The 14,387-nt window shown below is 65.1% G+C and carries 11 protein-coding genes; 7 read left to right on the top strand and 4 right to left on the bottom strand.

Annotation, left to right across the window (positions count from 1 at the left end; all coding sequences use genetic code 11):
- Window positions 1–87 precede the first annotated feature (87 nt).
- The 3 genes from AC1DEZ_RS00775 to AC1DEZ_RS00765 are packed head-to-tail and all read left to right on the top strand — an operon-like array spanning window position 88 to window position 4,735.
- Window positions 88–2,214, top strand: a complete 2,127-nt coding sequence (locus AC1DEZ_RS00775; protein ID WP_476778227.1) for a hydantoinase/oxoprolinase family protein — start codon at window positions 88–90, stop codon at window positions 2,212–2,214.
- Window positions 2,207–3,916 (top strand): hydantoinase B/oxoprolinase family protein, encoded by a 1,710-nt coding sequence (locus AC1DEZ_RS00770; protein ID WP_476778226.1) that lies wholly within the window; start codon window positions 2,207–2,209, stop codon window positions 3,914–3,916. The genes AC1DEZ_RS00775 and AC1DEZ_RS00770 overlap by 8 nt, the downstream gene beginning before the upstream one ends.
- Window positions 3,917–3,970: 54 nt before the next feature.
- Entirely contained in the window at window positions 3,971–4,735 is a 765-nt protein-coding gene (locus tag AC1DEZ_RS00765; protein WP_476778225.1) for an HpcH/HpaI aldolase family protein, read from the top strand.
- Window positions 4,736–4,974: 239 nt separating this feature from the next.
- Here AC1DEZ_RS00765 and AC1DEZ_RS00760 read toward each other — a convergent pair whose 3' ends face one another.
- Both AC1DEZ_RS00760 and AC1DEZ_RS00755 read right to left on the bottom strand, forming a co-directional pair.
- Window positions 4,975–5,541 carry a biotin transporter BioY gene (locus AC1DEZ_RS00760; RefSeq protein WP_476778224.1) on the bottom strand — a complete coding sequence of 189 codons (567 nt, stop codon included), beginning with the start codon at window positions 5,539–5,541 and terminating at the stop codon, window positions 4,975–4,977.
- Between the two features lie 227 nt (window positions 5,542–5,768).
- A complete protein-coding gene (locus AC1DEZ_RS00755; RefSeq protein ID WP_476778223.1) occupies window positions 5,769–6,434 on the bottom strand; it encodes a GntR family transcriptional regulator in 666 nt (221 codons plus the stop codon).
- A gap of 261 nt (window positions 6,435–6,695) precedes the next feature.
- Here AC1DEZ_RS00755 and uvrA point away from each other — a divergent pair, with 261 nt between their 5' ends.
- The 3 genes from uvrA (at window position 6,696) to AC1DEZ_RS00740 (ending at window position 11,657) form a co-directional block, all read left to right on the top strand.
- Window positions 6,696–9,614 (top strand): excinuclease ABC subunit UvrA, encoded by a 2,919-nt coding sequence (uvrA, locus tag AC1DEZ_RS00750; RefSeq protein WP_476778760.1) that lies wholly within the window; start codon window positions 6,696–6,698, stop codon window positions 9,612–9,614.
- 142 nt (window positions 9,615–9,756) lie between these two features.
- Window positions 9,757–10,983 carry an ATP-dependent nuclease gene (locus AC1DEZ_RS00745; RefSeq protein WP_476778222.1) on the top strand — a complete coding sequence of 409 codons (1,227 nt, stop codon included), beginning with the start codon at window positions 9,757–9,759 and terminating at the stop codon, window positions 10,981–10,983.
- Between the two features lie 470 nt (window positions 10,984–11,453).
- Window positions 11,454–11,657: an SEC-C metal-binding domain-containing protein gene (locus AC1DEZ_RS00740; RefSeq protein WP_476778759.1), complete on the top strand. Its 204-nt coding sequence runs from the start codon at window positions 11,454–11,456 to the stop codon at window positions 11,655–11,657.
- Between the two features lie 100 nt (window positions 11,658–11,757).
- Here the strand turns inward: AC1DEZ_RS00740 and AC1DEZ_RS00735 are convergent, their stop codons facing one another.
- A complete protein-coding gene (locus AC1DEZ_RS00735; protein ID WP_441513521.1) occupies window positions 11,758–12,051 on the bottom strand; it encodes a GIY-YIG nuclease family protein in 294 nt (97 codons plus the stop codon).
- A gap of 713 nt (window positions 12,052–12,764) precedes the next feature.
- On the opposite strand from AC1DEZ_RS00735, the gene AC1DEZ_RS00730 reads away from it, so the two are divergent.
- The gene (locus AC1DEZ_RS00730) at window positions 12,765–13,091 is read left to right on the top strand and encodes a hypothetical protein (protein ID WP_476778221.1); all 327 of its coding nucleotides are present in this window, start codon (window positions 12,765–12,767) and stop codon (window positions 13,089–13,091) included.
- 155 nt (window positions 13,092–13,246) lie between these two features.
- Here AC1DEZ_RS00730 and AC1DEZ_RS00725 read toward each other — a convergent pair whose 3' ends face one another.
- The gene (locus AC1DEZ_RS00725) at window positions 13,247–14,287 is read right to left on the bottom strand and encodes a zinc-dependent alcohol dehydrogenase family protein (protein WP_476778220.1); all 1,041 of its coding nucleotides are present in this window, start codon (window positions 14,285–14,287) and stop codon (window positions 13,247–13,249) included.
- Window positions 14,288–14,387: the final 100 nt, after the last annotated feature.

Genomic DNA, 14,387 nt, shown 5'->3' with positions numbered 1-14,387 from the left:
TTATCGAGTTATATAGAAAATAATAATTCGACGGCATCGGCTGCCCATTCCATCTTTCCTCCCTCAGACAACGGAGGCGAGTGAGCCATGTCCATTCTCGGGGCCCGCCTGGGCGTCGATATCGGGGGAACCTTCACGGATGTCGTGCTCGAACAGGGCGGGCAGAGATACTCGACGAAGGTACTGACGACCTATTCAGCGCCCGAGGATGCGATCATCGAGGGGATGCACAGGGTCTGCTCCAAGGCGGGCATCGCGGCTTCCGCCGTCGGGCAGATCATCCATGGCACGACGCTGGCGACCAATGCGCTGATCGAGCGGCGCGGCGCCAAGACCGCCCTGATCACCACGGAAGGCTTCCGCGACGTCATCGAGATGCGGACCGAAAGCCGCTTCGAGCAGTACGACCTCAATCTGACGCTGCCGGAGCCGCTGCTGCCACGCAACCGCCGCTACACCGTCAGGGAGCGCATGGATGCACGCGGCAAGGTCCTGATCCCGCTCGATCGCGCCGCGGTCGAGGCACTGGCCGACGAGCTTCGCGAGGCCGGCTATGAGAGCGTCGCGGTCGGGCTGCTCCATTCCTACGTCAACGATGCCCATGAGCGGCTGATCTATGACGTGCTGGCCGAGCGGCTGCCCGGCGCGATGGTCTCGCTCTCGTCGGAAGTCTCGCCGCAGATGCGCGAATACGAGCGCTTCAACACGACGATCGCCAACGCCTACATCAAGCCGCTGATGAAGAGCTATCTCGTCCGGCTGAAGGGGCGCCTCGCGGCGGAAGGCGCCGTCTGCCCGATCTTCCTGATGCATTCCGGCGGCGGCATCATCTCGCTGGAGAGCGCCTCGGAATTCCCGGTACGCCTCGTCGAATCCGGCCCGGCCGGCGGCGCGGTCTTCGCCGCCGACATCGCCGCCCGGCATGGCCTGAAGAAGGTGCTGTCCTTCGATATGGGCGGCACCACCGCGAAGATCTGCCTGATCAAGAACTACACGCCGAAGACCGCCCGCGTCTTCGAGGTGGCCCGCACCTATCGCTTCAAGAAGGGCTCGGGCATGCCGATCTCGATCCCGGTGATCGATATGGTCGAGATCGGAGCCGGCGGCGGCAGCCTCGCCCATGTCGATTCGATGAACCAGATCCGGGTCGGCCCGGAAAGTGCGGGCTCGGAGCCCGGCCCCGCCTGCTACGGCCGCGGCGGCACGCGCCCCGCCGTGACCGATGCCGACGTCATCCTCGGCAAGATCGACCCCCAGAACTTCGCGGGCGGCACGATCCCGCTCTTCGCGGATGAATCGGCCAGCGCGCTGAAGGGCGAGATCGGCGGCAGGCTCGGCATGGACGCCGAGGAAAGCGCCTGGGGCGTCGCCGAGGTCGTCGACGAGAACATGGCCAACGCCGCCCGCGTCCATGCCGTCGAGAACGGCGAGGACCTGTCGGAATACACGATGATCGCCTTCGGCGGCGCCGCCCCGCTGCATGCGGGCCGGCTCTGCGAGAAGCTCGGCATCAGCAGCTGCCTCGTACCGCCGGGAGCCGGCGTCGGCTCGGCCATCGGCTTCCTGCGGGCGCCGTTCAGCTTCGAGGCCAACCGCACGCTGTTCATGCGTCTTGCCCAGTTCGACACGGCGCGCGTGGCCAGGCTCTTCGACGAGATGGAGGAGGAAGCGATGCGGGTCGTGCGGTCCTGCGGCTGGGCCGGCGCGATCCAGGCCGAATACAAGGTCTATATGCGCTATGCCGGCCAGGGCTGGGAAATCCCGGTGACGCTGACGCCGGAGGAAGCCCGCGCCGCCGATCCCGCCGTCATCCTGCAGCGCTTCGAGCACGAATACGCCAATCTCTTCGGCCGCACGGTGAAGGGCCTCGCCGCCGAGATCACCGTCTGGTCGGTCAATGCCCATACGCCGCAAGCCGCGATCGCCCCGGTCGCGCCCCTGGCGGAAATGCGCGATGCGCCGGCGGACGGCAGCCGTTCCGTGTTCGATGCGGGGCTCGGCCGCCGCGTCACGGCCGATGCCCATAGCCGCACCGCCCTGCCCGCCGGCAGCACGGTCAGCGGCCCCGGCATCATCACGGAAGACGAGACCACCATCGTCCTGCCGTCGAGCCGCATGGGCGTCACGCTGAACGACGGCTGCATCGACATCCGCCTCGCCGAAGCCTTGCCTACCGCCTCCGTCGCCGCGCGGAAGGAGCCCGCCCATGTCTGATATCTCCAAGGTCGCCTATCAGGTCATGTGGAACCGCCTGATCTCGGTCGTCGAGGAACAGGCCCAGGCGCTGATCCGCACCTCCTTCTCGACCTCGGTGCGCGAAGCCGGTGACCTCTCGGCCGGCGTCTACAACGAGAAGGGCGAGATGCTGGCTCAGGCGGTGACCGGCACGCCCGGCCACGTCAACGCCATGGCCGATGCGGTCGCGCATTTCATCCGCCGGATCGGGCGCGAGAACATCGCCGAAGGCGATGTCTACATCACCAACAACCCCTGGGAGGGCACCGGCCACCTGCACGACATCACCGTCGTCAGCCCGTCCTTCCACCGCGGCCACCTCGTCGGCTTTTTCGCCTGCACCGCCCATATCGTCGATATCGGGGGGCGCGGCTTCGGCGCCGACGCCAACTCGGTCTATGAGGAAGGCCTGCATATCCCGATCATGAAGTTCGTCGACCGCGGCACGGTCAACGAGACGCTGGTCACTATCATCCGCGGCAATGTCCGCGAACCCGATCAGCTCGTCGGCGACGTCTACGCGCTGGCGACGTGCAACGAGATCGGCCATCGCCGCCTGATCGACATGATCGTCGAGTTCAGGCTGGCCGACCTCGCCGGCATCTCCGACTTCATCCTGAGCAATTCGCGCCAGGCGACGCTCGACAAGATCGCGGCGCTGCCGCGCGGCCAGGCCGAGGGCCATATGCGGATCGACGGCTACAGCCGTCCGATCGACCTCTGCGTCAAGATTTCCATCGAGGCCGATGGCGTGCTCTGCGATTGGGCAGGCACCTCCGGCGTCGACAAGAACGGCATCAATGTGCCGCTGGTCTATACGAAGGCCTATACCTGCTACGCGCTGAAATGCGCGATCGCGCCGGAGATCCCGAACAACGCGGCCTCGCTGGAGCCTTTCCGCATCACCGCCCCGGAGAATACCATCGTGAACGCGGTCTGGCCGGCGCCGGTGGCGCTGCGCCATATCATCGGCCACATGGTGCCGGACACGATCTACGACGCGCTCGACAAGCTCCTGCCCGGCCTCGTCCCGGCCGAGGGGGCCGGCAGCCTCTGCAACTTCCAGGTCTCGCTGAGGCCGCGCAGCGACGGGCCCCCGCCGGCCGAGCCCGTGCGCGCGGAGGTTCTGACCTTCAACTCCGGCGGCTCCGGCGCGCGGCCGGCGCTGGACGGCATGAACGCCACCGCCTTCCCCTCCGGCGTGATGACTATGCCGGTCGAGGCGACCGAGCAGGTCGGCCCGGTGATCGTCTGGCGCAAGGAACTCCGGCCCGATTCCGGCGGCAGCGGCCGCCATCGCGGCGGCCTGGGCCAGCATATGGAGGTCGGCGCCTGGGAAGGCTACGAATTCGACATCCAGGCGATGTTCGACCGGGTCCATCACCCTGCCCGCGGTCGCCGCGGCGGCGGCGCCGGCGCGCCGACGACGATCGCGCTCGACGACGGCATGGCGATGAAGGGCAAGGGCAAGCAATTCGTGCCGCATGGCCGCAGGGTCGTCATGGCCTTCCCCGGCGGCGCCGGCTATGGCGCGCCGGAAGAGCGGGACCAGCGCAATGTCGAGCGCGACCTGGCCCTCGGATACATCTCCGCCGACGTCGCGCAGGCCGATTACGGCCTGGCCGAGAACCGCGCGGCAGATGTCCTCGCGATATCGCGGCGCGGCGAGTTGCCCCGCTAGAGACCGGCTCGGGGGTAGCCCGGGAGCTGCCTCCCATTTTCGGAATGCTGAACGATGAAAATGCCTTCCAACAAGTTCCTCGCCGCAATTCGCAGCGGGCAGCCGCAGATCGGCCTCTGGCTGAGCCTGGCCAGCGGCTACGCCACCGAGGCCGTCGCTGGCGCCGGCTTCGACTGGCTCCTGGTAGACACCGAGCACTCGCCCAACGACCTGGCTTCGGTCATGACGCAATTGCAGATTCTGGCCGCGCATCCCGTGACGCCGATCGTGCGCCCCGACTGGAATGACGCCGTCCTCATCAAGCGTCTCCTCGATATCGGGGCGCCCGGCCTGCTCTTTCCGATGGTCCAGACGGCCGAAGAGGCCGGGCAGGCCGTCGCGGCGACGCGCTACCCGCCGCGTGGCATCCGGGGCGTCAGCGGCTGCACGCGTGCCAATGGCTTCGCCCGCATGACGGATTATTTCAGCCGGATCGAGGAGGAAACCGCCGTCATCGTTCAGGTCGAGACGCGGGCCGCCATCGAGCAAGCCCTCCAAATCGGCCAGGTCGACGGCGTGGACGGCGTCTTTTTCGGTCCCGCCGACATCGCGGCGGATCTCGGCCTGCTGGGCCGCCCGAATGATCCGGCCGTCTGGGAGGTCATCCGCCCGGCGGCGCGCCGGCTCATCGACGCCGGTATTCCGGTCGGGACGCTCGTTTTCGATCCCGCCTTCGCGAAGAGTCTGCTGGCTGAAGGTTTTGCGTTCGTCGCCTGCGGGTCCGACGCCGTGCTGTTGGCGCGGGGGGCCGACAGGCTTCTCGGCAGCATGAAGAACTGACCCGCAAGGTCGCGACGCCGCGGGTGGAAGCGCGGTTGCTGCACTCAGGCGGAGATTGCGACAGCGCGCCATGTTCGCAGCCGGCGTCGGAGCTCAAGCTTGGGGACGTCGCGATTTCGCATCGCGCACCCCTCCCCGACTGAGATATTCCCGCGGACGGCGCCTTGATCGAGCTGGATGAAACCCCCGGCAGGCTGAGGCCCGCCGGGATGATAATTGGGGAGCCCTGGCCCGCCGGCTCAGCCGCGTGGCGCGAAGGCCTTCAGCGTCGCCGCTGCGAGGGCCGACTTCAGGACGGCGCCGAGGATGAAGGGCGTCGCGCCCACGGCGATCGCCTTCGGCAGGCCGATGAGGACGCCGAGCCAGGCCACGCCAATCACCAGGCAGAGCGCATTGCCGGCCAGCATCGCAGCGAAGGCGAGCCCGACGCGGCTGCCGTTCCAGCCGCGCTCGGCGAGCCAGCCCGCGAGAGCCGCGGCGAAGGGGAAGGCCAGCAGGTAGCCCGCCGTCGGGCCGGCGAAATAAGCCGCGCCGCCAGCGGCACCGGCGAGGACCGGCAAGCCAATGAAGCCCTGCAGCAGCCACGCAATCACGGTGACCGCGCCGAGGCGCCAACCATAGAGCGCGCCGATCAGAGGCACCGCGAAGGTCTGCATCGTCATCGGCACCGGATACATCGGCACCTTGATCTGCGAGGACAGCGCCAGCAGCAGGCTGCCGACGATCACGGCCCCCGCCCGCCAGGCGAGCGAGCGGCTTTCCAACCGCAGCGGGCTGAAGGGACGGCTGAGGGCAAGATCGGTCATGGTCACTCCTTCGTCGTGATCAAAATTATCTATAATTCTGATCTTTGATCTATGAGAGAACCCATATCTCATCGGAAAAGGCAAGCGCGCCCTTTGCGATGCCTCTGCAAGCCAGGAAATCCTGCGTCCGGACGAAGCGTCATTCTTGGGCGGAGCAGAGCGGAGACCCGAGAATCTCTTGCCGGAAGAAGCTTACGAAGGCCGAATTCGCAGCTTTGGCGTACCCTCTAACCAACGATCGCGAAGGCCCCGCGCGTCGCGCCCGAGGCGGTGCGGACAGGCCGCTCGCCGATCCACTGGGCATGCCGCGCCAGCGTCGCTGTGGCGGTTTCCAGATCGCTGCCGCGGAGCGCGTTGAGGATGGTGCGATGGTCGTGATCGGTGCGGGCTTCCCATTCCGAGCGCCAGGCCGAGAACAGGAAGCGGGCGCTCGCCGCATGCAGATCGTCGATCGTCGCGAGCAGGCGCTTCATGCCGCAGGGCGCGACCAGCGTGCGGTGAAAGCGACGATTCGCCTCCTCCCAGGCCCGGACGTCGGTCGCGGCGTCGCAGTCGCGGCGGGCCTGCTCGGCCTGGTCGAGAATGGCGGCGGTGAGGTGCGGCGCGGCATGGCGCAGCGCCAGAACCTCCAGTGCCGCGCGCATCGCCGCGACCTCCTTCACCTCCGACAGGTCGAAGGAGGCGACGCGGACGCCGCGCCGCGGCTCGCTGATCGCCAGCCCCTGCGCCTCGAGCCGCCGGAACGCCTCGCGCACCGGGACATGGCTCGTTTCGAACTCCTCGGCGATATGGTCCTGCCGCAGCCGCGCTCCCGGCTCGATCGTTCCGGCGATGATCCGCTCCGCCAAAGCCCTGGCGATGCGGACGGCGATGGTGTCGGCAGGCTTCGTCATGATTTATAGATAATTCAACGGCGCGCCGGAGTCGATTGCGATCGGCCCAGTGGTCCCCATATCAGACCCTCGCCGCTGCTGACGCTTTCTGTCAGGACGACGGCAGCAGCCGGGACGGCTGCGTGCTATTCATGCCGGGCAGATCGCCGCGAGGCTGGAAAGGCCCGGCTTTTGCCCTATCTGTAGCGCTTCACCGCAACGGACGCCCCGATGGCCCGCAAGACCGATACCGCCGCCGCCCAGGCTGCTGCGCTGGAAGACATGTTCGACCGCAACCGCGCGGCCGATCCGAACAGCCGCGCCATCACCGTGCGCGGCGCGCGCGAGCACAATCTCAAGAATGTCGATCTCGCGATTCCCAGAGACAAGCTCGTGGTGTTCACCGGCCTCTCCGGCTCGGGCAAGTCCTCGCTCGCCTTCGACACGATCTATGCCGAGGGCCAGCGCCGCTATGTCGAGTCGCTCTCGGCCTATGCCCGCCAGTTCCTCGAGATGATGCAGAAGCCCGATGTCGACCAGATCGACGGGCTCTCGCCGGCGATCTCGATCGAGCAGAAGACGACCTCGAAGAACCCGCGCTCGACCGTCGGCACCGTCACCGAGATCCACGACTATATGCGCCTGCTCTGGGCGCGCGCCGGCATCCCCTATTCACCCGCGACCGGCCTGCCGATCGAGAGCCAGACCGTGCAGCAGATGGTCGACCGCCTGGTCGAGCTGCCGGAGAAAACGCGCGGCTACCTGCTCGCGCCGGTGGTGCGTGGCCGCAAGGGCGAGTTCAAGAAGGAGATGGCCGACTGGCTGAAGCGCGGCTTCCAGCGCGTCAAGGTCAATGGCGAGTTCTACGAGATCCCGGACGCGCCGCCGCTGGACAAGAAGTTCAAGCACGACATCGACGTGGTCGTGGACCGCATCGTGATTCGGCCCGATCTCGGCGCGCGGCTGGCCGACTCGCTGGAGCAGGCGCTGGAGCTGACCGACGGCATCGCCGTCTTCGAATATGCCGATGAGAAGGAGGAGAACGGCGATGCCCGGCGCGTCACCTTCTCCTCAAAGTTCGCCTGCCCGGTCTCCGGCTTCACCATCCCCGAGATCGAGCCCCGGCTGTTCTCGTTCAACAACCCGTTCGGCGCCTGCCCGGTCTGCGACGGCCTCGGCCACGAGATGCGGATAGACCCGGACATGATCGTCCCCGATCATGCGCTGACGCTGAAGAAGGGCGCGATCGCGCCCTGGGCCAAGTCGACCTCGCCCTATTACGGCCAGACGCTGGAATCGCTCGCGAAGCATTTCGGCTTCTCCATGACCAAGCCCTGGTCCGAGCTGCCGGAGAGCGCCCGCAAGGCGATCCTGTTCGGCACGGGCACAGAAGCCGTGCGCATGGCCTATAATGACGGCCTGCGCAGCTACGAGGTGAAGAAGCCCTTCGAGGGCGTCATCACCAATATGGAGCGGCGCTGGAAGGAGACGGAGTCGGACTGGGCGCGCGAGGAGATCGGCCGCTTCATGTCCGAGACGCCCTGCGCCGCCTGCAACGGCTTCCGCCTGAAGCCCGAGGCGCTGGCGGTGAAGATCGACATGCGCCATATCGGCGAGATCTCGCAGCTCTCGGTCAAGGACGCGCTTGAGTGGGTCACCGCCCTGCCCTCGCGGCTGTCGAAGAAGCAGAACGAGATCGCCCCGCGCATCCTCAAGGAAATCCGCGACCGCCTGACCTTCCTGCTCGATGTCGGGCTGGAATATCTGACGCTGGCGCGCGGCTCGCGCACGCTCTCGGGCGGCGAGAGCCAGCGCATCCGGCTGGCCTCGCAGATCGGCTCGGGCCTGACCGGCGTGCTCTATGTGCTGGACGAGCCCTCGATCGGCCTGCACCAGCGCGACAATGAGCGCCTGCTCGGCACGCTGCGCCGGCTAAGGGACCTCGGCAACACGGTGATCGTGGTCGAGCATGACGAGGACGCGATCCTGACGGCCGACTATGTCGTCGATGTCGGCCCCGGCGCCGGCATCCATGGCGGCGAGATCGTCGCCAAGGGCACGCCGCAGGACATTCTCGACGATCCCAATTCGCTCACCGGCAAATACCTCACCGGCGAGCTGAGCGTCGCGATCCCCGACAAGCGCCGCAAGCCGCAGAAGGGGCGCTCGCTCAAGATCGTGGGCGCGCGCGGCAACAACCTCCGCAATGTCGATGTCGAGATCCCGCTCGGCCTGTTCACCTGCATCACCGGCGTCTCCGGCGGCGGCAAGTCGACGCTGGTGATCGACACGCTCTACAAGGCGGTGGCGCGCAAGCTGAACGGGTCGATCGAGCACCCAGCCCCGCATGACCGCATCGAGGGCATCGAGCATCTCGACAAGGTCATCGACATCGACCAGTCGCCGATCGGCCGCACGCCGCGCTCGAACCCGGCGACCTATACCGGCGCCTTCACGCCGATCCGCGAATGGTTCGCCGGCCTGCCGGAGGCGAAGGCGCGCGGTTATCAGGCCGGGCGCTTCTCGTTCAACGTCAAGGGCGGACGCTGCGAGGCCTGCCAGGGCGACGGCGTCATCAAGATCGAGATGCACTTCCTGCCGGATGTCTACGTCACCTGCGACGTCTGCAAGGGCAAGCGCTACGACCGCGAAACCCTCGAGGTGAAGTATCGCGAAAAATCGATCGCGGATGTGCTCGACATGTCGGTCGAGGAGGCCAAGATCCTGTTCAAGGCGGTCCCCTCGATCCGTGACAAGATGGAGACGCTGCACCGCGTCGGGCTCGACTATGTCAAGGTCGGCCAGCAGGCGACGACGCTCTCGGGCGGCGAGGCGCAGCGCGTCAAGCTCTCCAAGGAACTGTCGAAGCGCGCCACCGGCCGCACGCTCTACATTCTCGACGAGCCGACGACCGGCCTGCATTTCCACGACGTCGCCAAGCTCATGGAAGTCCTGCACGAGCTGGTCGACCAGGGCAATTCGGTGGTGGTGATCGAGCACAATCTCGAGGTGGTGAAGACCGCCGACTGGGTGATCGACATGGGCCCCGAAGGCGGCGACGGCGGTGGCCAGGTGGTGGCCGAGGGCACGCCGGAGGACATCGTCCGCATCGGCAAGGGCCACACCGCGCGCTTCCTGAAGGAAGTGCTCGACCGCCGGCCGATCAAGAAGGGCAAGGTGCAGCGGCAGGCGGCGGAGTGAGGCATCGGCATTCGGCGCACGAGTTGAAGCCTGCCTTGTGGTATTGGCTTTCGACTCTTGGCATCTATGCTCTCATTCAGCGATTCGGTAGAGATCAGCCGATATTTGCTGTGTTGTACTTGCAGCCGTTTGGGGGAGCTGTATGGACGTTCGGCATTCTGACATTGTCAATCTCGAAGAGAAAGTAAAAAAGCTTTCTTACGCACGATTCCTTCCGAAGATGAAGCTGTTAAATGTTCGTAGCTTCGATAGCCAAACGATTACCTTTGACTTTCCTGTTACTGCGGTGATTGGAACAAATGGTGGCGGCAAGAGCACTATTTTAGGGGCAACAGCCCTCGCCTACAAAGATGTGAAGCCGGGCGATTTCTTTCCAAAATCGAATATCGGCGATAACAGTATGGCGAACTGGCGAGTCGAATACGATGTACTTGACCGAGATGTCAATAATACATCCGCCTTCCCTCGAAACGCACGCTTTACTAAAGCGAAATGGCGTCGTGACAAGGTTGCCGATCGCGACGTTGTTGTCATACCAATTCAGCGTACTGTGCCCGCCAACGAACAAGCGAAATTTAAGCATTTTATTGGCATAGCTGCTAATTCTGAAGTATTGAAGGAGCCAATAGAAGAATCCGTCGTTGCATATGTTAGTCGCATTTTAGGTAAAGATGCGAAAAGCTACGAACGCGTTGTTCTTAAGAACGATAAATCGAAAAGTATCCTCGTCGGGATGCGCGGTGCCAACGATTATTCCCAGTTTCATTTCGGAGCGGGTGAAGCATCTATTATTGAGATGGTATCGAGAATCGAGGGCGCAGACGACAACTCTCTGATTCTTATCGAAGAAATAGAAAACGGCTTGCACCCGCTAGCGACGGAAAAGATGGTCGAATACCTGATCGATGTAGCAAAACGAAAGAGCGCTCAGATAGTATTCACGACACATTCGGAATACGCGCTTACAGTTTTACCCCCCAAAGCGATTTGGGCCTGCATCGAAGGGGTTGCTTATCAAGGTAAGTTAACCATCGAGAGCTTGCGCGCCCTTACCGGCAAGGTGGCCAAGGATGCTGCAATTTTCGTCGAGGATGACTTCGCCAAGGACCTGGTCGAAGAAATGTTCCGACAATACGCCCTCGATATTTTTGAGCGCGTGCAAGTGCACAAGGCAGGTGGATACCCCTATGTCGTGAACGTTCTAGATTACCACATTAAGAACCCGACCACTTCTCAGCCGGCAACTGCGATCATCGATGGCGATAATCCTCCATTGGACAAGCCCAATGAAGCTGTGTTTGAACTGCCGAAAGGCGCACCTGAAGTAGTTGTTTTTTGGCTATATTCGGCAAACAGCCGAAGCAAATAGCGCTCTTATCAAGCAACGTTGCCAATGCCCTGCAATATCGCAAAGCGATTTGGTCAGGGCTATAGAGACGGTCGCGATCGACACCACGGACCATCACCTCTATTTTTCTAAACTGGGCGACAGCTTGGGGTTCATTTCTGAATTGATCGTTCGCCGTGGCCTGATCTCCATATATGTCGAGCAGAATGAAGCTTCGCTGAAACCAATAGTGGCAGCCGTTCGTGATCGCCTAAAATTTTAGATTCAAGGTGTCGCGGTTCCCGCGCTTTCCGTCTTGGCGGAAGCGCCCTTTGCAGGTTAGGAGACCGCCCCCACAAAACCGATGGAGGGTGCCATAACTATGACCAAGCACGACTTCACCGACCAGCCGTCCTTTTGAGGTCACGAGCAAGCGTCGGAAGTCCTACCCGTCCGAAACCCGCGTGAAGCGCGGCGTCCGCATCGTCCATGGCGATGTCGAACTGCATGAAATGCTCGGCCGCAACGATCTCTGCGTCTGCGGCTCCGGGCGCAGATTTCAAGAAATGCTGCATGCCGAGCGGCCGTTTCGACGGCTCCGACCGGGAAGACTACTTTCAGGGAGTGACAAAGCAGCCTCGCCTCGCCGTCATGCTCGGGCTTGTCCCGAGCATCCGCGTCTTGAGACGCTGATGGCGGGCGATGGCCAGCGATGAAGGCGTGCCCCGGTCGCTCCTGCGCGAAGACGTGGATGGTCGCCACAAGGGCGACCATGATGGCGGAGGGCGATCGCGACGCCGAGAGCCACCGCCTCGATCAGGCCAGTTCCTCGTAAAGGTCGTTCCACTCGGGGTTTCCGGCCATGATCGTGCGGGTCTTATAGGCGCGGTACCAGCGCTTCATCGAGGTCTCGCGCTGGATCGCGGCCTCGATCTCGTCGTGCCATTCGTACCAGACAAGGCGCTTCAATCCGTATTGCCGCGTGAAGCCGGCGATCAGCCCCTCGCGATGTTCGTGAATGCGTCGGCCGAGATCGCTCGTCACGCCGATATAGAGCGTGCCGTTGGGTCGGTTCGTCACGATGTAAACCCAGCCGCCCTTCTGCTTCATGGCTTCAGGATGCGATTGCGCGGGGGCGGCGGCAAGGGCTCCGCCGTCATGGTCGGGCTTGTCCCGACCATCCACGTCTTGCGGCGCCGATGGCGGGGGCCGGCCAACCATGAGGTGCGCGGCGAGTCGTTCCCGCGTGAAGACGTGGATGGTCGCCACAAGGGCGACCATGACGATGGAGGGCGACCATGACGGGAGAGCTTCCGGCAGCAAACTTATCCCCGCCCCTCATCACCCGCCCTATCCTGCCCTCGCCCATCACCCAAACGGGGCGGCCATCCGGAGGTGTGCCAGTGGCTGGGTGAGGGTCGGCGCCTGCGGCTGGTCTCACAAGCCAGACTCGGGAGGCTTCGGGGCACCGCCCTGGGGACACTACGGTCCCTGTGCGAGGAGCTCGCTGGAAGGCTCGGCCGGTGACGGACGGGCAAGGCAGGACGCGACGACCCGCTGAGGGGAACTGGCGTCCGGGCCGGCCCATCCTGAACCGCCCTGCCCGATAAGCGCGGCCCGGAGCCCAAAATCGCCGGAGGCGGAGCGCCACGGGGCGTGCGACGGGTGGCTCAATCCCGCCGCGCCGCAGCCTGGCTCAACGGTTGCGGATATCCCTCGCGCCTCGCGGCGCTCCGCCAGCCCTGTCTCGTCACCCTTGCGACCCCGCCGCGCATCAGCGCGGGCGGATGATCCCGCGTGTCTCGCCCGACCGGAGCCCCGCCATGCCGAAGAACCAAAGCCTCTTTGCCGATATCCCGCCGATCACCGATTTCGAGAGCTGCCAGAGGGCACGGCCGCTGATCCTGCAGCGTCTCGGCGATACCCTCGGTGTCTGGGAAGGCTGCGAGAACAAGAGCTGCATCCGGGCGCGGAGCTGCCGGCGCAGCGACGGGGCCTGCCTTACCGCCTTCATGCAGGCGGTGCCGGACGAGGAGCGCCGGGAGTTTCGCTACGCGCTGGAGAACCGCAGCAAGGGGCTCGACGCCGACGAGGCGATCGCGCGGGCACAGGCGCGCGTCGCGGAGGAGAGTGCGCGGCAGGGCGAGTAACAGGGCGTCATTCTCGGGCGGAGCGCAGCGCAGACCCGAGAATCTCTGGCCGAATGAGGCGTCGGAGCCTCCTCGTCATGAGATGCTCGGGTCAAGCCCGAGCATGACGCGCATCGGCGCAGTCGCGAAGCTGGCTTACGCCCCTCGCCTCCCCCTCAGAACCGGTCGATGATCGTCACGCCCGTGCCCTCGAAGCGGTCCATCGCCATCAAGGCGGGGATCGATTCGGCGAGGTCGATGCGGCGGCCGACGAGCTGCTGCGGGGTGAGCTTGCCGGCGCTGATCATGTCGAGCATCGCGCCATAGCGATGCGCCTGCATGCCGTGGCTGCCGAGGATTTCGAGCTCGTGGGCGATGACCTGCGCCATCGGGATCGGCGGCGTCGCCTGCTCCGCCAGCAGCAGCCCGACCTGGATATGCTTGCCGCGCTTGCGCAAATTCGCCACCGAGTTGAAGCAGGTCTGGGGGTGGCCGAGCGCATCGAGCGAGACATGGGCGCCGCCGCCGGTCGCGTCGCGCACGGCGGCGACGACATCGGGTTGGGTCTTGGCGTTGATCGTCACCGCGGCGCCGACCTCGCGGGCGAGCTTGAGCTTGTCGTCGGAGATGTCGACGGCGACGACCTGGGCGCCGAGCGCATTGGCGATCATGATCGCGGAGAGGCCGACGCCGCCGCAGCCATGCACCGCGACCCATTGCCCGGCCGAGACCTTGCCCTGGTCGACCACGGCGCGGAACGAAGTCACGAAGCGGCAGCCGAGGCTGGCGGCCGTGGCGAAGTCGATCTCCTCCGGCAGGCGCACGAGGTTGAAATCGGCCCGGTCGATGCGGACATACTCGGCGAACGAGCCCCAATGGGTGAAGCCGGGCTGGAACTGGTCGTCGCAGACCTGCTGGTTGCCGGAATGGCATTGCGGGCAGGAGCCGCAGCCCGCGACGAAGGGCACGGTGACGCGGTCGCCCTCGCGGAAGCGCACGACGCTGCGGCCGACCGCGGCGATGACGCCGGCAAGCTCATGGCCCGGCACATGCGGCAGGCGGATATCGGGATCGTGCCCGACCCAGCCATGCCAGTCGCTGCGGCACAGGCCGGTCGCCTCGACCTTGATGATGACGCTGTGCGGCTCCGGCACCGGGTCCGGCACGATGCGCAGTTCGGGGGCCTGCCCGAAGGCTTCGTAGACGACGGCTTTCATGGGGCGGGCCTCCTTGGGTCGATCGCCCGTGTCATGCGGCACCGCCGGCGGAATCGTCAATTGCGACGGATCGCCGTTCCTCGCCTGCGCGTCTTCCGCC

It is taken from the genome of Allobosea sp. 10L422 (assembly GCF_056395345.1).
The sequence above is the reverse complement of the archived record's forward strand: the minus strand, read 5'-3'. Positions and strand labels throughout refer to the sequence as shown.

Bases quoted from the DNA above. Each gene is read 5' to 3' on its own strand.
- AC1DEZ_RS00775 (WP_476778227.1), top strand. From the start codon at position 88: ATGTCCATTCTCGGGGCCCGCCTGGGCGTCGATATCGGGGGAACCTTC.
- AC1DEZ_RS00770 (WP_476778226.1), top strand. From the start codon at position 2,207: ATGTCTGATATCTCCAAGGTCGCCTATCAGGTCATGTGGAACCGCCTG.
- AC1DEZ_RS00765 (WP_476778225.1), top strand. From the start codon at position 3,971: ATGAAAATGCCTTCCAACAAGTTCCTCGCCGCAATTCGCAGCGGGCAG.
- AC1DEZ_RS00760 (WP_476778224.1), bottom strand. From the start codon at position 5,541: ATGACCGATCTTGCCCTCAGCCGTCCCTTCAGCCCGCTGCGGTTGGAA.
- AC1DEZ_RS00755 (WP_476778223.1), bottom strand. From the start codon at position 6,434: ATGACGAAGCCTGCCGACACCATCGCCGTCCGCATCGCCAGGGCTTTG.
- uvrA (WP_476778760.1), top strand. From the start codon at position 6,696: ATGTTCGACCGCAACCGCGCGGCCGATCCGAACAGCCGCGCCATCACC.
- AC1DEZ_RS00745 (WP_476778222.1), top strand. From the start codon at position 9,757: ATGGACGTTCGGCATTCTGACATTGTCAATCTCGAAGAGAAAGTAAAA.
- AC1DEZ_RS00740 (WP_476778759.1), top strand. From the start codon at position 11,454: ATGCTCGGCCGCAACGATCTCTGCGTCTGCGGCTCCGGGCGCAGATTT.
- AC1DEZ_RS00735 (WP_441513521.1), bottom strand. From the start codon at position 12,051: ATGAAGCAGAAGGGCGGCTGGGTTTACATCGTGACGAACCGACCCAAC.
- AC1DEZ_RS00730 (WP_476778221.1), top strand. From the start codon at position 12,765: ATGCCGAAGAACCAAAGCCTCTTTGCCGATATCCCGCCGATCACCGAT.
- AC1DEZ_RS00725 (WP_476778220.1), bottom strand. From the start codon at position 14,287: ATGAAAGCCGTCGTCTACGAAGCCTTCGGGCAGGCCCCCGAACTGCGC.